Origin of the sequence: Pseudooceanicola sp. LIPI14-2-Ac024 (genome assembly GCF_042188925.1) — a bacterium.
In the GTDB taxonomy this organism is placed as follows: domain Bacteria; phylum Pseudomonadota; class Alphaproteobacteria; order Rhodobacterales; family Rhodobacteraceae; genus Pseudooceanicola.
Genome location: NZ_CP170102.1, coordinates 987,950 through 1,005,894 on the forward strand (window position 1 = coordinate 987,950; position 17,945 = coordinate 1,005,894).

Below are 17,945 nucleotides of genomic sequence, written 5' to 3' on the forward strand. Positions count from 1 at the left end.
CATCGGGGCGCATCCCGCCGGCCACCTGCGTGGCGCGGGTCCGCCCGCCGGAATCACAAAGGCCCCCGCCGAAGCGGAGGCCCTCGAACCGTTCCGGAAACCGTCGTTTACGACGCTTCCGAGATGAACTTCACAGCGTCGCCGAAGGTCTGGATGTTCTCGGCGGCGTCGTCGGGGATCTCGATCCCGAATTCTTCTTCGAACGCCATCACCAGCTCGACGGTGTCGAGGCTGTCTGCGCCCAGATCGTCGATGAACGAGGCGTTCTCGGTCACCTTGTCCTCTTCCACGCCCAGGTGGTCGACAACGATCTTCTTCACGCGGTCTGCGACATCGCTCATGAATTTACCCTCACGTCTTGGGCGCTTCGGCCCGTTTCTGCCCTCGCCCCTCCGGGGTCGCGCTCGTCATGCCCTGCCGGGCGGCTCGGTCCCGCAACCGCGGGTGGTCCGGTGGCCCGATGGGCCCCCCGGCAAAATCCTTTGCCGCCTATAGCATATGCTAGAGGGGAGGCAAACGCTTTCGCAAGCCCCCTTGGGCAAAGCCGAAAGCCGCGCCGGTGCCGTCGCGGGACCATAGATGGGAACCCCTGCCCGGCTTGACAATCCCCCGCCCCGGCACCCTCATCCCGGCACCGCAACAGGAGGCCCCAATGCGCACCGAATTCGACAGCGAACTCGAGGACCGGCTGGTCCGCTATGCCGCGATCGACACCCAGTCCGACGAGGATTCGCCCAGCTCGCCCAGCACCGCGATCCAGCTCGAGCTGTCCCGCCTGCTGGTGCAGGAACTCGAAGAGATGGGCGCCCAAGAGGTCACGCTGACCGACTACGGCACGGTGCTGGCCACCATCCCCGCGACCCCCGGCGTCGAGGCGCCGGTGGTGGGCCTGCTCGCCCATGTCGACACCGCGCCCGCCTTCAACGCCACCGGCGTGAAACCGATCGTGCACCGCAACTACAACGGCGGAGAGATCGCCTTTCCCGACGCCCCCGACCTGAAACTCTCGCCCGAGGTGAACCCCTACCTGGCGGAAAAGGCGGGCGACGATATCATCACCGCCTCGGGCACCACGCTGCTCGGCGCCGACGACAAGGCGGGCGTCGCCATCGCGATGACCGCCGCGCGCCACCTGCTGGCCAATCCCGACATCCCGCACGGCCGCATCCGCCTGGCCTTCACCCCGGACGAGGAGATCGGCCGCGGCGTCGACGAACGCCTGCCCAAGGACCTGGGCGCCGACTTCGCCTACACCTTCGACGGCTCGAAACCCGGCGAGATCATCTATGAAACCTTCTCGGCCGACGCGGCGCTGGTCACCGTGACGGGCGTCTCGGCGCATCCCGGCTGGGCCAAGGACACGCTGGTGAACGCGCTGCACCTCGGGGCCAAGATCGTGCAGACCCTGCCGCAGGCGACCCTGACGCCCGAAACGACCAGCGACCGGCAGGGCTTCATCCACATGACCGAGATGCGCGGCAACGCCGCCGAATGCGAGCTGAAGTTCATCCTGCGCGACTTCGAACGCGACGGGCTGGCGGCGCACGGCGCCCTGCTGACGCAGGTCTGCGAGGCGGTCGCGGCGACCGAGCCGCGCGCCAGGATCACCTGCGCCATCCGCCCGCAGTACCGCAACATGCGCTACTGGCTCGAGGACGACATGACCCCGGTGGAGCTGGCCCGCGACGCCTGCCGCGCCGTCGGCCTCGACCCGAGGGGCGAACCGATCCGCGGCGGCACCGACGGCTCCCGCCTGACCGAGATGGGCGTGCCCACGCCCAACATCTTCACCGGGATGCAGGACATCCACGGCCCGCTGGAATGGATCAGCGTGCAGGACATGAACCTCGCCACCCGCGTCGCCATCGACCTCGTGCAGCGCGCCGCCCGGGGCTGATCGCCCCCCGTCCGCGCGGGCCCACCCCGCGCGGACCCGGCCGGATCACCCCGGCCCCTGCCCGATTTTTGACCAAATGGGCAGAAATCTGCCGGCCACCGCCGCCACCTCGCTTCATTACAACGCTGGTTACAACGCTGGCACGCCAGACTTGCGCCGACGGCAGTGGCGCCCGGTCTCCCGGCGCCGCGCCCCGGCAGCATGGGTGGAGCAGGACCAGTTCAGATGACCGATTTCCCGTCTCCGCGACCGGCGCGCGGCCTTCCGCCGTCTTTTCCCGCGCCCCCGACAGGGCGGCGCATCCATTCCCTTTCCATATGCACAAGGACTTCCCGAATGACCCACCCGACTTCCACGCGCCCGCTTCTCGGCGCGGCCCTGGCCCTCGCCACGCTTGCCGCGGTGCCCGCGCAGGCCGGTGTCCTCAGCGTCTTCGAGGCCAATGCCACCAGCGCCGCCGACCTGCAGTCCACGGTCGACGACTTCCGCACCGCGCTCGGCCCGCTGAACGCCCCCGCCCCGGTCAGCGGCGATCCCGCCGGCCGGCGCGAGATCAACTGGGACGGCGCCCCGGATTCCGTGTCGGACCCGAACGCCTTCCCGGGTGACTTTTTCAACCAGGGCTTCGCCCCGCTCGCCCGCGGGATCGAGTTCAAGGAGGCCGGCGCCACCACCGGGTTCGAGCTGTCGTCCACCGCCGCCTCGGGCGAGACGATCGAGTTCGGCTTCCCCGGCGGCTTCACCTTCTTCAGCCCCGAACGGCTCTTCACCCCGATCGGCGACACCCTCTTCGACGTGTTCTTCTTCGACCCCGTCGACCAGGTGACGACCGCCCTCACCCGCGGCCTCGGCGTGGTCTTCACCGACGTCGAGAACACCGGCTCCGCCTCGATGAGCTTCTACGACATCGACGACACGCTGCTCTACACCCGCGACGTGCTGGCCGGGGCCAATGCCTCGCTCTCCTTCCTCGGCGTGATCTTCGACGATGCCGAGGTCGCCCGTGTCCGCATCGACGCGGGCATCGTGGGGTTCGATTCCATCGTGATGGACGATTTCATCTACGGCGAACCGATCGCCGTCGCCGACGTGCCGCTGCCGCTGCCCGCCGCCCTGCTGGGGGCCGGCCTGCTCGGCCTCGGCACGCTGCGCCGCCGCAAGCGCGGCTGACAGCCCGAAACAGGAAGGGCGGCCACCCGGGCCGCCCTTTCCGAATTCCGTGACCGCGTCGGGGTCAGACCATCGCCATGCCGCCGTTGACGTGCAGCGTCGCGCCGGTGACATAGCCCGCCTCGGCGCTCGAGAGGTAGAGCACGGCGGCCGCGATCTCCTCGGCCTCGCCCATCCGTCCGGCCGGGATCTGGCCGTTGATCTTGGCCTTCTGGTCGTCGCTCAGCTTGTCGGTCATCGCGGTCGCGATGAAGCCCGGCGCCACGCAGTTCACCGTGATCCCGCGGCTCGCCACCTCGTAGGCGATGCTCTTCGACATCCCGACCATCCCGGCCTTGGACGCGGCATAGTTCGCCTGCCCCGGGTTGCCGGTGGTGCCGACCACGGACGAGATGTTCACGATCCGGCCCCAGCGGGCCTTCATCATGCCGCGCATCACCCCCCGGCAGAGCCGCATGGTCGAGGTCAGGTTGACGTCGAGCACCGACTGCCATTCCTCGTCCGACATCCGCATGAAGATCTGGTCGCGGGTGATGCCCGCGTTGTTCACCAGGATATCGACCGACCCCATGGCCTCGGCCGCCTGCTTCGGCAGCTCCGCCACCGCCTCGGCATCGCCCAGGTTGCAGGGCAGCACATGCGCCCGCTCGCCCAGCTCCGCCGCCAGCGCCTCCAGCGGCTCGACCCGCGTGCCGCTCAGCCCCACGGTCGCGCCCGCGCCGTGCAGCGCCTTGGCGATCGCGCCGCCGATGCCGCCCGAGGCACCGGTCACCAGCGCCGTTTTTCCGCTCAGATCAAACATTCCCAAACTCCCAAATTGCCCGCCAGCTTCATCTTGCCAGGAAAACTCTGCGGGGTCCGGGCGCAAGGCCCCCGGTCGCCATCCGTTGTCTCAGCCCTGAAGGCTCTCGGCCGCGGCCTTCACCTCGTCCGGGGTCCCGACCGCACGGCAGGCCACCGATTTCTCGATCCGCCGGATCATGCCCGACAGCGCCTTGCCCGCGCCGATCTCCCAGATCTCGTCGACGCCGTGATGCGCCATCCACAGCACGCTTTCCCGCCAGCGGACCGACCCGGTCACCTGCTCGACCAGCAGCTGCTCGATCTCGTGGCCCGCATGCACCGGCTCGGCCACCACGTTGGCGATCAGCGGCACCTTCGGCACGCCCATCTCGATCCGCGCCAGCGCGCCGGCCATGACCTCGGCCGCGGGGGCCATCAGCGAACAGTGAAACGGGGCGGACACCGGCAGCAGAACCGCCCGCTTGGCGCCCTTTTCCTTGGCGATCTCGACCGCGCGTTCCACGGCCGCCTTGTGGCCCGACACCACCACCTGCGCGGGGTCGTTGTCGTTCGCCGCCTGGCAAACCTCGCCCTGCGCCGCCTCGCGGGCGACCTCGGCCGCGGTCTTGAAGTCGAGCCCGAGCAGCGCCGCCATCGCGCCGATGCCGACGGGCACGGCGCTCTGCATCGCCTCGCCGCGGGTGCGCAGCAGGCGGGCGGCATCGGCCACGCTCAGCGCGCCGGCCGCGGCCAGCGCGGAATACTCGCCCAGCGAATGGCCCGCGACATAGGCCGCGTCGGTGATCTTGACCCCCTCGGCTTCCAGCGCGCGGAAGGCGGCCAGCGAGGTCGCCATCAGCGCCGGCTGCGCGTTCTTGGTCAGGGTCAGCTCGTCCTGCTCCCCCTCCCAGATCAGCGCCGAGAGCTTGAGGTTCAGCGCGTCGTCGACCTCGTCGAAGACGGCCTTTGCAGCGGGGTAGGCCTCGGCCAGTTCGCGGCCCATGCCGATGGTCTGGGCACCCTGCCCCGGAAACACGAATGCGCGGCTCATCTCGCCTCCCTCTCCTTATGCTTGGCCCGGGGGATAGCGCGGGACGCGGCGATAGTCCATCATCGCGATCACGCCGCCGTGCGCCGCGCCTTCGGCCTTGCGCCGCGGGCGCTTTCCCTCTATGTCGGCGCTTCCTTCCGCAGTTGACCAAACCGCGCAGACTCTCGTGACCGAGCCGCGGAAGGAGTTCCAGCCGGTCTATGAAATGCGCCTTGATAGAAATGGAGTGCACATGCCGCTGTACGAGCATGTATTCATCTCGCGCCAGGATCTTTCCAACGCGCAGGCCGAAGGGCTGATCGAACACTTCGGCGCCGTCCTGTCCGACAACGGCGGGAAACTCGTGGATCACGAGTACTGGGGCGTCAAGACGATGGCCTACAAGATCAACAAGAACCGCAAGGGCCACTACGCCTACCTGCGTTCCGACGCCCCCGCGCCGGCCGTGCAGGAGATGGAGCGCCTGATGCGCCTGCATGACGACGTGATGCGCGTGCTGACCATCAAGGTCGACGAGCACGAGGAAGGCCCGTCGGTCCAGATGCAGAAGCGCGACGAGCGCGACGACCGTCGCCGTCGTTGATCGAAGCCTGAGGAAAGGAAGCTAAACCATGGCTGCAAAACCGTTTTTCCGCCGCCGGAAAGTCTGCCCCTTCTCGGGCGAGAACGCGCCCAAGATCGATTACAAGGACACCCGGCTGCTGCAACGCTACATCAGCGAGCGCGGCAAGATCGTCCCGTCGCGCATCACCGCCGTCTCGGCAAAGAAGCAGCGTGAACTCGCCCGCGCCATCAAGCGCGCCCGGTTCCTCGCCCTGCTTCCCTACGCCGTGAAATAAGGAGACCGACCGATGGAAGTCATCCTTCTCGAACGTGTGGCCAAGCTCGGCCAGATGGGCGACGTCGTCACCGTCAAGCCCGGCTACGCCCGCAACTACCTGCTGCTGCAGGGCAAGGCGCTGACCGCCTCGAAAGAGAACATCGCCGCCTTCGCCGAACAGAAAGCGCAGCTCGAGGCCACCAACCTCGAAACCAAGAAAGAGGCCGAAGCCCTCGCCCAGCGTCTGGACGGCGAAAAGTTCGTCGTGATTCGTTCGGCATCGGACGGCGGCAGCCTCTACGGCTCGGTTACCCCCCGTGACGTCGCCTCCGTGGCGACCGAGCAGGGCTTTACCGTCGAGCGCAAGCAGGTGATCATCCCGAACCCGATCAAGGAACTGGGCCTGCACACGGTGGACATCTACCTCCACCCCGAGGTCGAGGTTCAGATCGTCGTGAACGTCGCCCGGACCCCGGAAGAAGCCGAGGTTCAGGCACAGGGCAAGTCGATCCAGGAACTGGCCGCCGAAGAAGAAGCCGCCGCAGAGTTCGAGATCTCGGAACTCTTCGACGACATCGGCGCAGCCGGCTCGGACGACGAAGACTACGCCCCGGCCCGCGACGCGGCATCGGACGACGACGAAGAGTAATCGTCTCGCGCCAGTCCGGCACAGATCGAAACCGCGCCCCCCCGGGCGCGGTTTTTTCGTTCCTGGCCCCGGTCATCCGCGGGTTAACGCCCCCTCACCGGACCGCGCCGAAAATACCGACGTGATACCGACGCAATACCGACGTGATACCGACGTCCGATTTTGCGGTTTCGGCACGAAAAGGGCCGCCCTTCCGGACGGCCCCCTTCAATGGACTTGGTACCGACTGGCGTCAGGCTCAGGCCTTGCGACGCCGCGCCGCCGCACCGATCGCACCAAAGGCGGTCAGCAGCAGCAGGCCACCGGCCGGCAGCGGAATCTCGGGCGTTGCCGGCGGCAGCGAACCGCGGCTCAGCAGCGAGTACTTCACCTGGCCACCGGCATAGAGCACCTCGCCGATGCCGTTGCCCCAGAACGAGACGGTGGTGAAATCGTCGGAGTTGTCGAAGGCGGCCACGAAGATTTCGAAGACGCTCGCGCCGGTATCCTGCGACGGGAACAGGCCATCCGCGGTCGAGGTCGCGGAACCGACCAGGATCGGTGCGCCGCCGTCGAACGAAATGAACAGCTCAGTCACCGGTGCATGGCAGCAGGTGGCCCAGTCACCGACTTCAAAGCCGATCGCGTTCACCGGGTTGTCGAAGGTGAAGGTGATGCCGCTGCCGAAGTAATCCAGCGGATCGGTCCGCGGGCTCGACCCGCCACCGGCGGGGTTGATCCCGATCACCTGCCCAGAGAGCGAGCCATAGTTTGCCACGCCGCCGACACCACCATCGTTCTGGGTGATGACATAGTCGCCACGGTCGATCGACGCGCTCGACGACAGGCCGGTCCACACGTCGGTGGACACGGTGCCGCCGGCACCGGTGACGGTGCTGTCGAAGTCGGACGCGCCTGCAGCCACGCCGTCGTAGATTGTCAGGATGGTTGCATGTGCGCCGGTGGCGAGAGTCACTGAAATCGCGGCGCCCAGTGCGGCGCCGACCACTGTATTAAGACGAAACATGGTTATAGTCCTCAAGTCGTTTTCAAAAAGGGTTTTACGAGCGCGGGAAAAAGGCCCCCCTTCGCGCTGCGTTCAATTGTGGGGGATGCACGGTACCTGATGGAAGGCAGAATCCCGCACATCGGTGACCCTGCGTCACCTTTCGGCAAGAATCCGCCGAACGACTCGGGCGAGATGCCGTATTTTCAGTAAAGCAAGGGAAAACAAGGCCGCCAAATAGAAAAGGCCGCGGGAAAATCCCGCGGCCCTGACACCCATGACGGGTGGTGTGCTTATTCTTCGTCCAGTGCCTCGACGGCCTTCTGGAGGTCGTCCTTCGAGACTTCCTTTTCGCTGACCTTGGCCAGCTCGACGACGTAGTCGATGACCTTGTCCTCGAAGATCGGCGCGCGCAGCTGCTGCTGCATCTGCGGGTTGTTCTGCACGAACTCGAAGAACTGGCGTTCCTGGCCCGGGTACTGGCGTGCCTGGTTCAGGACGGCCTGGGTCATCTCGGCATCGGTGACCTCGACCTCGGCCTTCTGGCCCAGCGCGGCCAGCAGCAGACCCAGGCGCACGCGGCGCTCGGCCAGCTTGTTGTGCTCGTCGGTCGGCTTGATCTCGCCGTGGTCGTGGCCGTGATCGTCCGGGTTTTCCTCGTGGTAGAGCTGGTGCGCGATCTGGCCGGCCTCGGCCTCGACAAGGCTCGGCGGCAGGTCGAAGCTGACCTTGGCGTCTAGCTTGTCGAGCAGCGCGCGCTTCATCACGGCACGGCTTGCCTGGCTGTACTCGGCCTCCAGACGCTCGGTGATCTGGGCCTTCAGCGCATCGAGGTCCTCGGCGCCGTATTTCTTGGCCAGCTCGTCGTCGAGCTCGGCCTTCACCGGCTTCTTCACTTCCTTGACGGTGCAGTCGAAGGTGGCTTCCTTGCCGGCCAGGTTGGCGGCCTGATATTCCTCGGGGAATGTGACCGTGACGGCCTTTTCCTCACCGGCCTTCACGCCGACCAGCTGCTCTTCGAAGCCCGGAATGAATTGGCCGGAGCCCAGCACCAGCGGGTAGTCTTCGGCCGAACCGCCTTCGAAAGCCTCGCCGTCGACCTTGCCGACGAAATCGAACACGACCTGGTCGCCGTCTGCCGCCTTGCCCTTCTTGGTCTCGAAGTTCTGGGCGTTCTCGGCCAGGTTTTCCAGCGCCTCGGTGACCGAGGCCTCGTCGGCCTTGACCACCAGCTTCTCGATCTCGATGTCGCCCAGTTCGACCTCGGGGATGGCGGGCAGCGCTTCGTAGGTCATGTCGACCACGACGTCGTCGCCTTCTTTCCAGTTGTCACCGTCCTTCATCTGGACGTTGGGCTGCAGCGCGGGACGGTCGCCGGAGTCCTCGAAGTGCTTGTTCATCGCACCGTCGATGGCTTCCTGCATCGCTTCGCCGATCAGGCGCTGGCCGAACTGCTTCTTGAGAAGCGCCATCGGCACCTTGCCCTTGCGGAAGCCCTTCATCTCGATCTCGGGCTGCGCTTCGGCCAGTTTCTCGTCCACCTTCGCGGCCAGCTCATCCGCGGTCAGCGTGATCTGGTAGCCGCGTTTCAGGCCTTCGTTCTGGGTCTCGGTGACCTGCATTCTGCGTCGTCCTTCCAATTCGGTCGCAGGCCGCGGGACGCGGCCGGAAATTCAGACGCCCTTCTATGAGGGGATATGCAGTCATGCAAGGCGAAAACCCGTCTCACCCGGGCGAATCCGCCGATGCCGCAAGGGCCGCCGGGCGCCCCTTCCCGACCGCTCCGCCCCGGGTCCGGCCGCGGCTACTGCGCCTCGTAGAGCGTGACGGACTGGTTCATCGTGACCAGCACGATTTCCGAGGCGCGGGCCAGCTGCCCGAGACGCTCGGCCGTGACCGGTACCCCCTCGGCCAGCTGGGTGAAATCGGCGCCGAGCCAGCGCCAGATCCGGACGACGGTGATCAGCTTGGCGTCGATCTCGGCCGTTGGCGGCGGCAGGATCCCCTGCCGCGCGTCCCCGATCATCAGGTTGGCCAGGCTGCGTTCAAACAGCGTCTTCGACGCGCCGACCCGCCGCGACAGCGCCGCGCCATGGCCGCCGACCGCGGCAAAGCACGCCTCCATCATGGTTTTCTGGATCAGCATGCGCTGACGCCCGGCGATGTTCACCGTGGTCGCCATCGCCGACACCCCGGCCCCGTCGTCATAGGCCGTGCCAAGGCTTTCGACCACATCCTCGGTCAGGCCCAGCATCTTGCGGGCCGCCGCGCGCAGCCGCGTGGTCGAGGCGCCGGGATCGGCCGCCCGCACCTCCTCAACCGCGGCGAGGTACTTGGGCCAGTAGGCCTCGACCTTGGCCAGCGCCTCGATCACGCGGGCATCGGTTTCAGGCCCGAGGCGCAGGTCATCCGCACCGGCCCGCAGCGCGGCCTGGGAATGCTGGAACAACGCCTCCGCCCCCTCGCCCTTGGTGCGGTTGAGCGGGGCATCGGCGCCCGCGTTCTCGAGGCAGGCGGTCATCACGATGCGTTGCGACAGCATCCGCTGCCGCCCGGCCACGTTGATCTTGCGCAGCACCTCTGCGCGGTCGACGTCACGCGCCATCGCAGCCGGCGGCGGGGCGCAGGCCAGGAGGATCAGGAGCAGGAGCACGAAGCGCATCACGGCAGGGTCCGGGCTGGATCGGTCGCCCCACATAGGCCGACGCGGGCTAATTCTTCGTGTACGTCCCAACGATCCCGTGCCGCCCGCCCATTTCCCTTGCGGAAAGCGGCACGGCGCGGTGTACTCGCCCGGAATGAACTGGATCGACAGGATAATCCAGCCGCACGGTGCCACCGGACGCCCCGGCACCGTCACGCAGGAAGGAGGCCGGCCATGACCGAAGCCACCGCGCCGACCCTGGGTGCCGCGCCGTCCGGGGGCCTTGGTCTGCGCGCCTGCGTGGCGCTGGTGATCGGCAACATGATCGGCAGCGGCATCTTCCTGCTGCCCGCCTCGCTTGCCGCGATCGGGCCGATCTCCCTCGTCGGATGGGTCATCACCTCGGCCGGGGCGCTGGTCCTCGCCATCCTCTTCGGCCGGCTGTCGCGCGTGGTGTCGCGCACCGGCGGGCCCTATGCCTACTGCGAAACCGGCTATGGCGAATTCGCGGGTTTCGTGATCGCTTGGGGCTACTGGATCACCCTGTGGACCGGGAACGCGGCGGTGACCGTGGCGCTCGTCGGCTACCTCGGCTTCCTGTTTCCGGCCATCGGCAATTCGGACGTGATGGGGATCGGCGTCGCGCTGATGGCGATCTGGTCGCTGACCCTGATCAACATCCGCGGGGTCAGCGCCGCCGGGCGCATCCAGACCATCACCACCATCGGCAAGCTGATCCCCCTGCTCGCGGTCGGGCTGATCGGCCTCTTCTGGGTCGACATGGCCCATTTCACCCCCTTCAACCAGAGCGGCGACACGCCGCTCGCCGCGATCTCGGCCGCGGCGGCGCTGACGCTCTGGGCCTTCCTGGGTCTGGAAAGCGCGACCGTTCCGGCGGGCGAGGTGATCGAGCCGGAAAAGACCATCCCGCGTGCCACGATTATCGGCGTGCTGGTCGCCGCCGCGGTCTACATCTCGGTCACCTTCGTCACCATCGGCGTCGTGCCCTCGCCCGTCCTCGCGCAGTCCGAGGCGCCGGTCGCCGACGTGGCCACGGCGATGTGGGGGCCGGTCGGCGGAATCGTCATAGCCATCGGTGCGGTGATCTCGACCTTCGGGACGCTGAACGGCTTCACCCTGCTGTCGGGCCAGGTGCCCTATGGCGCGGCGGTCGACCGGGTGTTCCCGAAACGGCTGGGAGAGCTGTCGGAGTACGGCACACCGGCCAATGCGCTGGTGCTGTCGAACCTGCTCGCCTCGGTCCTGATCGTGATGAACTTCTCGCAGGGCCTCGTCGGGGCGTTCAACGTGATCATCCTGCTTGCCGTGATGTCGAGCCTGCTGCCCTATGCCCTCTGCGCCTTTGCCGAGCTGATGATCCTCGTGCGGCGCGGCCAGTCGGCGGTGGTGCCCGGCGGGCGGACCAAGCTGATCGTCCTGGGCAGCCTCGGCTTCGTCTACTCGGCCTGGGCGATCTACGGCTCGGGCGCGGACACGGTGTTCCTGGGCTTCCTGCTGCTGCTCGCCGGCGTGCCGATCCACGTCGCCCTGAAACTGCGCCAGGCGGCCGAGGGCGAAACGCACGATGTCGAGGGGAATGATGGTGCGGGTGAAGGGACTTGAACCCCCACGCCTTGCGGCGCCAGAACCTAAATCTGGTGCGTCTACCAATTCCGCCACACCCGCACGGCCCGAGGGGCCGCTGAGGCGGCCGGCCGGGTCCGCGCTGTCTATCAAAGCCACCGGCCCGAGGCGAGAGGGAATTTGACCCGCCGCCGCGGCGGCACGGAACGTCAAATGCCCCGCATTGTTCCGGGTCTGGGCGCATTCCTGCCACATTTTCATCGCATCCAGTGCACGGACAGAATGGGACCGACCCGATGACCCCGACAGGACCGACCGCCGCGATTTCCGCCCAGCCGACCCGCCAGAAGGTCGCCGGCATCGTTGCGGGCAGCCCCGTGCTGACCCTGGACGGAGAGCTTCCGGTCGAATTCCTGACCCCCGGCGACAGGGTCATCACCCGGACGGGCGGCATGGCCGTCCTGCGGGAGGTGCGGGTGCGGCATTTGCGCAGCCGTGCCGTGCAAGTGGCGGCAGGGTCGATCGGACACGATCGCCCCGAGGCGGACCTGGTCCTGCCCGCCGAACAGAAGGTCCTGGTGCGCGATTGGCGCGCCCGGGCGATCTTTGGCCAGCCCGAGGCGCTGGTCGAAGTGGCAAGGTTGGCCGACGGCCAGTTCGTGCGCGGCATCGGGGAACTCGAGATGACGCTCTTCGAACTGGTGTTCGACCGGCCGCACGTGATTTACGTCGGCGGCATGGAGCTTGCCGCAGGCACACAGGTTCAAGAAGCCGCCTGAACGGCCGTATAATCGAGCAGAATGAACTTTCAGGGCCGCGTTTCGCGGCCCTTTGTTTTGCCCTCACGCCAGGGTGCGCAGGACCGCGGGCAGCATCTCGGGCAGATCCTCGGCAATCAGGCCGGGGCCAAAGGCGCGGGCGGCCTCGACATGCAGCCAGGCGGCGTCGCAGGCGGCTTGCATCGGTGCCAGCCCCCGCGCCATCAGCCCCGCGATGAGACCGGCCAGCACGTCCCCCGCCCCCGCCGTCGCCAGCCACGGGGCCGCGCGGTCGTAGACGCCCGGGTTGATCGCGGCCCTGCCGTCCGGCGCCGCGACTACCGTGGCGGCCCCTTTCAAGAGCACGGTGCAGCCCGCCGCGGCCGCCGCCGCGCCTGCGGCGTCCAGGGTCGACATCGCGGGGCCCTGCACAGCCGGGGCGGAGAGGCGCCCGGCGATCTCGGGAAAGAGCCGCGCGAATTCGCCCGCGTGCGGGGTCAGGACGCAGCCCGCGTGCAGCCGCGCGCGCAAGTCGTCGTCGCCCGCGATCAGCGTCAGGGCGTCGGCGTCCAGGACCGTCGGCCGCCGCGCGTCCAATGCCGCCGCGACCAGGCCCGCCTCTCGCTGCCCCGTCCCCAGCCCCGGACCGAGGCAGAGAGCCGAGATGCGGGCATCCTCGAGCATGGCCGTCAGCGCCGCGCCATCCGGCATGGCCCGCAGCATGATCGCGGTCAGCTGCGCCGCGTTCTCGATCAGCGCGGCCGGCGGCGGGGCCAGCGTCACCAGCCCGGCCCCGATCCGCAGCGCCGCGCGCCCGGCCAGCCGCGCCGCGCCGCCCCGGCCGACACCGCCGGACAGGACCAGCGCATGGCCGTGGTCGTACTTGTGCGCATCCCCGCGCCGACCCTTATCGACCCGCGCACCCGGCGGCGCGGCGCAGAGCGGCACCCCCGCCGGGCCCGCGGCCCGGTCGAGCCCGATGTCCACCACCGCCAGCGCCCCGCAGCGCCCCGGCCCCTCCGCCAGGTAGTGGCCACGCTTGGCGCGGTGGAAGGTCACCGTCAGGTCGGCCCAGAGCGCGTCGCCTTCCAGCACCCGCCCGCTGTCGAGGCAGAGCCCCGACGGCGCATCGACCGCGACGATACGCGCCCGTCGGTCCTGCACCGGACGGTCCCGTCCGGGCAGCAGCCGCGACAGTCCCGCCTCGGGCGCCAATCCGCGGGTCAGGCCGGTGCCGAACAGCGCATCGACGATCACGTCCCAGCGGTCTGGGTCGAACCCCGCTCCGGCCTCGGGCAACCGGGCGACGGGTCCCTGCCAGCGATCGAGTTTGGCCCGCGCGTCGGGCGGCAGGCGGTCGGGATCACCGAGCAGGAAGGCCTCGACCTCCCACCCCCAGTCACGCAGCAGCCGGGCGACGACGAACCCGTCGCCGCCGTTGTTGCCCGGCCCGCAAACCACCGCGGCGCGCTGCGGCCCTTGCGCCAGGTCCGGCCAGTGCGCTAGGAGCGAATCCGCCACGCCGCGCCCGGCCCGCTCCATCAGGTCGCGCCCTGAGGCGAGGCCGCTTTCCATTGCCGCACGCTCGGCCGCGCGCATCTCTTCGGCCGTCAGAAGCCCGGTCAAACCACCCATTTTCACAAACCGCCCACGATTTAATCTCTTCGCCCTAATTCTGAGCACGACTTCGCCGCGCCCGCTCGACAGACTGGATAGGGTCAGTTAGCCAATTGTGAGCCCCGGACGAAAGTGGTCTGAGGTCAACCCGACGGGTCAGGCGAGGAGTTTTCCCATGAAAAAAATCGAGGCGATCATCAAGCCGTTCAAGCTTGATGAGGTCAAGGAAGCGCTTCAGGACGTGGGCGTTCAGGGCCTCTCCGTCATCGAGGTCAAGGGCTTCGGCCGCCAGAAGGGGCACACCGAGCTCTATCGTGGCGCCGAGTATGTCGTCGACTTCCTGCCGAAGGTGAAGATCGAGGTTGTCCTCGACGACGACCAGGTGGATAGCGCCATCGAGGCGATCATCGACGCCGCCAAGACCGAGAAGATCGGCGACGGCAAGATCTTCGTCTCCTCGGTCGAACAGGCGATCCGCATTCGCACCGGCGAGTCCGGATCGGACGCGCTGTAATCAACGTTCCTAATCAAGGAAGGGATATAGGGAATGAGCGATAAGGTTCTGAAACTTATCAAGGATGAAGAGGCGGAGTACGTCGACATCCGCTTTACCGACCCGCGTGGCAAGCTGCAGCACGTGACGGTCGTGGCAGACCTGGTGGACGAGGACTTCCTCGAAGAAGGCTTCATGTTCGACGGCTCCTCGATCGAGGGCTGGAAGTCGATCGAAGCCTCCGACATGAAGCTGATGCCCGATCCGGACAGCGTCTACGTCGATCCGTTCTACGCCGAAAAGACGATCTGCATCCATTGCTCGGTCGTCGAACCCGACACCGGCGAAGCCTATGAGCGCGACCCGCGCGGCACCGCGCAGAAGGCCGAGGCCTACCTGAAGTCCTCCGGCATCGGCGACGCGGCCTACATGGGCCCGGAAGCGGAATTCTTCCTCTTCGACAACGTCAAGTACGCCGTGTCGATGAACAAGGTCTCCTACGAGGTCGACGCGATCGACGGCGCCTGGAACACCGACACCGACTACGAGATGGGCAACACCGGCCACCGTCCGGGCATCAAGGGCGGCTACTTCCCGGTCAACCCCGTCGATGACGGCCAGGACATCCGCGCCGAGATGCTGTCGACGATGAAGCGCATCGGCATGAACGTCGACAAGCACCACCACGAGGTGGCGTCCTGCCAGCACGAGCTGGGGCTGATCTTCTCGACCCTGACCAAGCAGGCCGACGAGCTTCAGAAGTACAAGTACGTCATTCACAACGTGGCCCAGGCCTATGGCAAGTCGGCGACCTTCATGCCGAAGCCGATCAAGGGCGACAACGGCACCGGGATGCACGTGAACATGTCGATCTGGAAGGACGGCAAGCCGCTCTTCGCAGGTGACAAGTACGCCGACCTCTCCCAGGAAGCCCTGTGGTACATCGGCGGCATCCTGAAGCACGCCAAGGCGCTCAACGCCTTCACCAACCCGGGCACCAACTCCTACAAGCGCCTGATCCCCGGCTTCGAAGCCCCCGTCCTGCGCGCCTACTCGGCCCGCAACCGGTCGGGCTGCGTCCGTATTCCGTGGACCGAGTTGCCGAAGGCCAAGCGCGTCGAGGCCCGCTTCCCCGATCCGTCGGCGAACCCCTACCTGGCGTTCTCGGCGCTCTTGATGGCCGGCCTGGACGGCATCAAGAACAAGATCGATCCGGGCGAAGCCATGGACAAGAACCTCTACGACCTGCCGCCGGAAGAACTGGCCGACATCCCGACCGTCTGCGGCTCGCTCCGCGAGGCCCTGGAAGAGCTCGAGAAGGACATGGACTTCCTGCTGGCCGGCGACGTGTTCACCAAGGACCAGATCGAAGGCTATATCGCGCTGAAGATGCACGAGCTGGAAATGTACGAGCATACGCCGCACCCGGTGGAATACGCGATGTACTACTCCTGCTGATCTCCGGCACGAGACAAGACACGAAGGGCGCCCCGACCGGGCGCCCTTTTTCGTACCGCCCCTGCCCCGGATGCAGGCCCTTCGGCGGAAACACGCCTGACTGCGCGGAAACAGGGCGGGCCGATCCGCAGCATTTGACAGAGATCGCGACGCCTTCGCCACAATTGCCCCAGCGTTTTCCGGCATTGGGGCACAACCGCGACAATCGGGACGGGAATGTGGCGGCGCGACCCGGAATCTGCGGATCTCGCCCAATTTGCGAAACCTGCCATCCAACTTTTTTCGCATTTGGCGGCAAGACTGAGTCCCGAGCGGGAAGAAACCCGCAGGTACGAGAAAGATTCGGAGATTGTTATGCTGCTCCAGCACGACGCCCACCACGTCAGCCTGATCCTCCCCGAGGACATGGACGTCCACATCGACGACCTGCGCGCCCCGGCGCGCCAGGCGCTCACGATGTTCGGTCTGGGCCAGCTGGAGGAGACCCGCAAGGGAATCGACGGCCTCGTCCTGAGCAACGACTACCTCACCCTCGACATCGCGCTCTGCGACCTCGAAGACGGCTACGGCAACACCGTCCTGGCCGCCGAGTTCACGCTGACGGAACGCGCGCCGCTGCCGCTTGGCCACGCGGGCGCCGCCGAGGCGATCCTGGCCGAACTGCTGCATGCCGGCATCGAAGCCACCGCCGCCAGCCAGGTGCAGTGGCAGGGCAGCGCGCCGTTCAGCGCCCACCGTTTCCAGACCACCGTCGCCTCGATCCGCGGCGCCGTCGTGGCCGAGGACGAAGTGGCCGACGAAGCCCCCCGCCTGATGCCGCGCCGCGTGCGCCCCGACACCTACCTGCGCGCCGAGGGCTCCGTGGTCGACTACGCCGACTTCGTGACCAAGCTCGAAGCCGCGCGCCGCCTGCCCGACTGGGCCGGCCACGTCCCCGCGCCCGCGCCGCAGACGAAACCCGCCCCGACGCCGGTGGTCATCGTGTCGGGGGAATCGCTGCAGGACGTGTTCCGCGTCGAGACCGACCTCTCGCCCGAGATCGTGGCCAACGCGCCGCGCGCGCCGCGCCTCGAACGCCGGGTTGCCGTGGTCACGCTGACCGCCGCACTTGCCATGGCGGGCCTCGGCTGGACCGAAGCCGTCGCATCGACCCTGCAGGCCCTGCCGTTCTGATCGCGCCTCAGGCGTCCTCGATCCGCACCAGGAACGTGTGAATGCCGAACACGACCGCCCGCGTCCGCGGCAGGCGAAGGATCGTCTGCCGTTCGCTGCGCAGGTAGGGCAGCCCCTCACGCCGGATCTTGTCCGCGAATTCGAGCTTGGGGCGGAAGAGGCTGGTGTCATCCGTCGGCAGCCAGTTGAACCGCCAGAGCGGCCGGCCGGGCTGCACCCCGTCGAAGAGCCGCTGTACCCGACGTCCGATGCCCTCGTCGTATTCGTGAACCGGCACGTGGATCCGCAGCAGCGGGTGGCCGAACTTCTGCGCCAGCGTCCAGGCCGAGGGGAAGCAAAGCACCGCGCCGGTCAGGACGTGCTCCGCCTCGCCCTCGCGCTTCTCCATGAGGCAGAGGTCTTCCTGCACCAGCCGCCCCAGCGTGCCCATCACGTCCGCCGCGTCGACCGTGACCGTCACGCCGTCGGGCCGACAGACGCGATCGCCGTCCACCGCGTATCCCTCACGGGTTGAAAGGAAGGCCAGAACCGTCTCCAGCAGCTCCTCGGCAGCGGGCCGCGCCTCGGGCTGCAGCGCGATGACCTTGTCGCGGCTTTCCGACAGCAGGCGCTCGCGTTCCCGCATCTGCCCGGCAAAGGCATCGTCCTGCACCAGCCATTCGGCGGGGTCCAGCGGCTGGATGCCCGGAAGCGGGCGGCGGTCGGCGGCCCCGTAAGGCAGGCGTGACTGAAAGATCGGTTCCATACCGGAGTTCTGCGGGCTGGCCCCGCGCATCGCAAGCGTCAACTCCACGTGACGCTGCAGGATCCGGCCTTGCCCCGCCCCGGATGCCCGCGCAGGGTCACCGGGCAACAATGGGGAG

The 17,945-nt window shown here is 67.6% G+C and carries 18 protein-coding genes and 1 tRNA gene; 10 read left to right on the forward strand and 9 right to left on the reverse strand.

Annotation, left to right across the window (positions count from 1 at the left end; all coding sequences use genetic code 11):
• Positions 1–107: 107 nt before the first annotated feature.
• The gene (locus ACE2AC_RS04785; protein ID WP_375690976.1) at positions 108–341 is read right to left on the reverse strand and encodes an acyl carrier protein; all 234 of its coding nucleotides are present in this window, start codon (positions 339–341) and stop codon (positions 108–110) included.
• A 311-nt stretch (positions 342–652) separates the two neighbouring features.
• On the opposite strand from ACE2AC_RS04785, the gene pepT reads away from it, so the two are divergent.
• Together pepT and ACE2AC_RS04795 are read left to right on the forward strand one after the other, a co-directional pair.
• On the forward strand, positions 653–1,897 hold the full coding sequence (pepT, locus tag ACE2AC_RS04790) for a peptidase T (protein WP_375690977.1): 1,245 nt from the start codon (positions 653–655) through the stop codon (positions 1,895–1,897).
• 336 nt (positions 1,898–2,233) lie between these two features.
• Positions 2,234–3,067, forward strand: a complete 834-nt coding sequence (locus ACE2AC_RS04795) for a hypothetical protein (RefSeq protein WP_375690978.1) — start codon at positions 2,234–2,236, stop codon at positions 3,065–3,067.
• Positions 3,068–3,131: 64 nt separating this feature from the next.
• Here ACE2AC_RS04795 and fabG read toward each other — a convergent pair whose 3' ends face one another.
• Both fabG and fabD read right to left on the reverse strand, forming a co-directional pair.
• Positions 3,132–3,869 (reverse strand): 3-oxoacyl-[acyl-carrier-protein] reductase, encoded by a 738-nt coding sequence (fabG, locus tag ACE2AC_RS04800; protein ID WP_375690979.1) that lies wholly within the window; start codon positions 3,867–3,869, stop codon positions 3,132–3,134.
• Between the two features lie 90 nt (positions 3,870–3,959).
• Complete coding sequence (gene fabD, locus ACE2AC_RS04805; protein WP_375690980.1) at positions 3,960–4,901, reverse strand: ACP S-malonyltransferase; 942 nt, start codon at positions 4,899–4,901, stop codon at positions 3,960–3,962.
• A gap of 232 nt (positions 4,902–5,133) precedes the next feature.
• Here fabD and rpsF point away from each other — a divergent pair, with 232 nt between their 5' ends.
• From rpsF to rplI, 3 genes are read left to right on the forward strand one after another with little or no spacing between them, the layout of a single operon-like run.
• Positions 5,134–5,484, forward strand: a complete 351-nt coding sequence (gene rpsF, locus ACE2AC_RS04810; RefSeq protein ID WP_375690981.1) for a 30S ribosomal protein S6 — start codon at positions 5,134–5,136, stop codon at positions 5,482–5,484.
• Positions 5,485–5,512: 28 nt separating this feature from the next.
• Entirely contained in the window at positions 5,513–5,740 is a 228-nt protein-coding gene (gene rpsR / locus ACE2AC_RS04815; RefSeq protein WP_005608650.1) for a 30S ribosomal protein S18, read from the forward strand.
• Positions 5,741–5,752: 12 nt separating this feature from the next.
• Positions 5,753–6,370: a 50S ribosomal protein L9 gene (gene rplI, locus ACE2AC_RS04820; protein WP_375690982.1), complete on the forward strand. Its 618-nt coding sequence runs from the start codon at positions 5,753–5,755 to the stop codon at positions 6,368–6,370.
• A 238-nt stretch (positions 6,371–6,608) separates the two neighbouring features.
• Here rplI and ACE2AC_RS04825 read toward each other — a convergent pair whose 3' ends face one another.
• The 3 genes from ACE2AC_RS04825 to ACE2AC_RS04835 all read right to left on the reverse strand — a co-directional run bounded on the left by ACE2AC_RS04825 (position 6,609) and on the right by ACE2AC_RS04835 (position 10,017).
• Positions 6,609–7,376 carry a VPLPA-CTERM sorting domain-containing protein gene (locus ACE2AC_RS04825; protein WP_375690983.1) on the reverse strand — a complete coding sequence of 256 codons (768 nt, stop codon included), beginning with the start codon at positions 7,374–7,376 and terminating at the stop codon, positions 6,609–6,611.
• Positions 7,377–7,648: 272 nt separating this feature from the next.
• Positions 7,649–8,977, reverse strand: coding sequence for a trigger factor (tig, locus tag ACE2AC_RS04830; RefSeq protein ID WP_375690984.1), 1,329 nt, complete (start codon positions 8,975–8,977; stop codon positions 7,649–7,651).
• A 182-nt stretch (positions 8,978–9,159) separates the two neighbouring features.
• Positions 9,160–10,017 (reverse strand): type IV pili methyl-accepting chemotaxis transducer N-terminal domain-containing protein, encoded by an 858-nt coding sequence (locus tag ACE2AC_RS04835; protein WP_375690985.1) that lies wholly within the window; start codon positions 10,015–10,017, stop codon positions 9,160–9,162.
• Between the two features lie 216 nt (positions 10,018–10,233).
• Between ACE2AC_RS04835 and ACE2AC_RS04840 the strand changes: the two genes are divergently transcribed.
• A complete protein-coding gene (locus tag ACE2AC_RS04840; RefSeq protein WP_375690986.1) occupies positions 10,234–11,622 on the forward strand; it encodes an amino acid permease in 1,389 nt (462 codons plus the stop codon).
• Here the strand turns inward: ACE2AC_RS04840 and ACE2AC_RS04845 are convergent.
• Positions 11,601–11,685: transfer RNA gene (locus ACE2AC_RS04845), tRNA-Leu, on the reverse strand. The genes ACE2AC_RS04840 and ACE2AC_RS04845 overlap by 22 nt on opposite strands.
• Before the next feature lie 194 nt (positions 11,686–11,879).
• On the opposite strand from ACE2AC_RS04845, the gene ACE2AC_RS04850 reads away from it, so the two are divergent.
• A complete protein-coding gene (locus ACE2AC_RS04850) occupies positions 11,880–12,362 on the forward strand; it encodes a Hint domain-containing protein (protein ID WP_375690987.1) in 483 nt (160 codons plus the stop codon).
• A gap of 63 nt (positions 12,363–12,425) precedes the next feature.
• Here the strand turns inward: ACE2AC_RS04850 and ACE2AC_RS04855 are convergent, their stop codons facing one another.
• The gene (locus tag ACE2AC_RS04855) at positions 12,426–13,976 is read right to left on the reverse strand and encodes an NAD(P)H-hydrate dehydratase (RefSeq protein ID WP_375690988.1); all 1,551 of its coding nucleotides are present in this window, start codon (positions 13,974–13,976) and stop codon (positions 12,426–12,428) included.
• 157 nt (positions 13,977–14,133) lie between these two features.
• Between ACE2AC_RS04855 and ACE2AC_RS04860 the strand changes: the two genes are divergently transcribed.
• The 3 genes from ACE2AC_RS04860 to ACE2AC_RS04870 all read left to right on the forward strand — a co-directional run bounded on the left by ACE2AC_RS04860 (position 14,134) and on the right by ACE2AC_RS04870 (position 17,082).
• The gene (locus ACE2AC_RS04860; RefSeq protein WP_375690989.1) at positions 14,134–14,472 is read left to right on the forward strand and encodes a P-II family nitrogen regulator; all 339 of its coding nucleotides are present in this window, start codon (positions 14,134–14,136) and stop codon (positions 14,470–14,472) included.
• A gap of 33 nt (positions 14,473–14,505) precedes the next feature.
• Positions 14,506–15,909 (forward strand): type I glutamate--ammonia ligase, encoded by a 1,404-nt coding sequence (gene glnA, locus ACE2AC_RS04865; RefSeq protein WP_375690990.1) that lies wholly within the window; start codon positions 14,506–14,508, stop codon positions 15,907–15,909.
• A gap of 354 nt (positions 15,910–16,263) precedes the next feature.
• A complete protein-coding gene (locus ACE2AC_RS04870) occupies positions 16,264–17,082 on the forward strand; it encodes a hypothetical protein (RefSeq protein ID WP_375690991.1) in 819 nt (272 codons plus the stop codon).
• A gap of 7 nt (positions 17,083–17,089) precedes the next feature.
• Here ACE2AC_RS04870 and ACE2AC_RS04875 read toward each other — a convergent pair whose 3' ends face one another.
• Positions 17,090–17,827 carry a DUF3445 domain-containing protein gene (locus tag ACE2AC_RS04875; RefSeq protein WP_375690992.1) on the reverse strand — a complete coding sequence of 246 codons (738 nt, stop codon included), beginning with the start codon at positions 17,825–17,827 and terminating at the stop codon, positions 17,090–17,092.
• Positions 17,828–17,945 lie beyond the last annotated feature (118 nt).

Bases quoted from the DNA above. Each gene is read 5' to 3' on its own strand.
- rpsF (WP_375690981.1), top strand. From the start codon at position 5,134: ATGCCGCTGTACGAGCATGTATTCATCTCGCGCCAGGATCTTTCCAAC.
- ACE2AC_RS04840 (WP_375690986.1), top strand. From the start codon at position 10,234: ATGACCGAAGCCACCGCGCCGACCCTGGGTGCCGCGCCGTCCGGGGGC.
- ACE2AC_RS04860 (WP_375690989.1), top strand. From the start codon at position 14,134: ATGAAAAAAATCGAGGCGATCATCAAGCCGTTCAAGCTTGATGAGGTC.
- tig (WP_375690984.1), bottom strand. From the start codon at position 8,977: ATGCAGGTCACCGAGACCCAGAACGAAGGCCTGAAACGCGGCTACCAG.
- fabD (WP_375690980.1), bottom strand. From the start codon at position 4,901: ATGAGCCGCGCATTCGTGTTTCCGGGGCAGGGTGCCCAGACCATCGGC.
- rplI (WP_375690982.1), top strand. From the start codon at position 5,753: ATGGAAGTCATCCTTCTCGAACGTGTGGCCAAGCTCGGCCAGATGGGC.
- glnA (WP_375690990.1), top strand. From the start codon at position 14,506: ATGAGCGATAAGGTTCTGAAACTTATCAAGGATGAAGAGGCGGAGTAC.
- rpsR (WP_005608650.1), top strand. From the start codon at position 5,513: ATGGCTGCAAAACCGTTTTTCCGCCGCCGGAAAGTCTGCCCCTTCTCG.
- ACE2AC_RS04825 (WP_375690983.1), bottom strand. From the start codon at position 7,376: ATGTTTCGTCTTAATACAGTGGTCGGCGCCGCACTGGGCGCCGCGATT.
- ACE2AC_RS04785 (WP_375690976.1), bottom strand. From the start codon at position 341: ATGAGCGATGTCGCAGACCGCGTGAAGAAGATCGTTGTCGACCACCTG.
- ACE2AC_RS04855 (WP_375690988.1), bottom strand. From the start codon at position 13,976: ATGGGTGGTTTGACCGGGCTTCTGACGGCCGAAGAGATGCGCGCGGCC.
- ACE2AC_RS04875 (WP_375690992.1), bottom strand. From the start codon at position 17,827: ATGGAACCGATCTTTCAGTCACGCCTGCCTTACGGGGCCGCCGACCGC.
- ACE2AC_RS04835 (WP_375690985.1), bottom strand. From the start codon at position 10,017: ATGCGCTTCGTGCTCCTGCTCCTGATCCTCCTGGCCTGCGCCCCGCCG.
- ACE2AC_RS04850 (WP_375690987.1), top strand. From the start codon at position 11,880: ATGACCCCGACAGGACCGACCGCCGCGATTTCCGCCCAGCCGACCCGC.
- fabG (WP_375690979.1), bottom strand. From the start codon at position 3,869: ATGTTTGATCTGAGCGGAAAAACGGCGCTGGTGACCGGTGCCTCGGGC.
- pepT (WP_375690977.1), top strand. From the start codon at position 653: ATGCGCACCGAATTCGACAGCGAACTCGAGGACCGGCTGGTCCGCTAT.
- ACE2AC_RS04795 (WP_375690978.1), top strand. From the start codon at position 2,234: ATGACCCACCCGACTTCCACGCGCCCGCTTCTCGGCGCGGCCCTGGCC.
- ACE2AC_RS04870 (WP_375690991.1), top strand. From the start codon at position 16,264: ATGCTGCTCCAGCACGACGCCCACCACGTCAGCCTGATCCTCCCCGAG.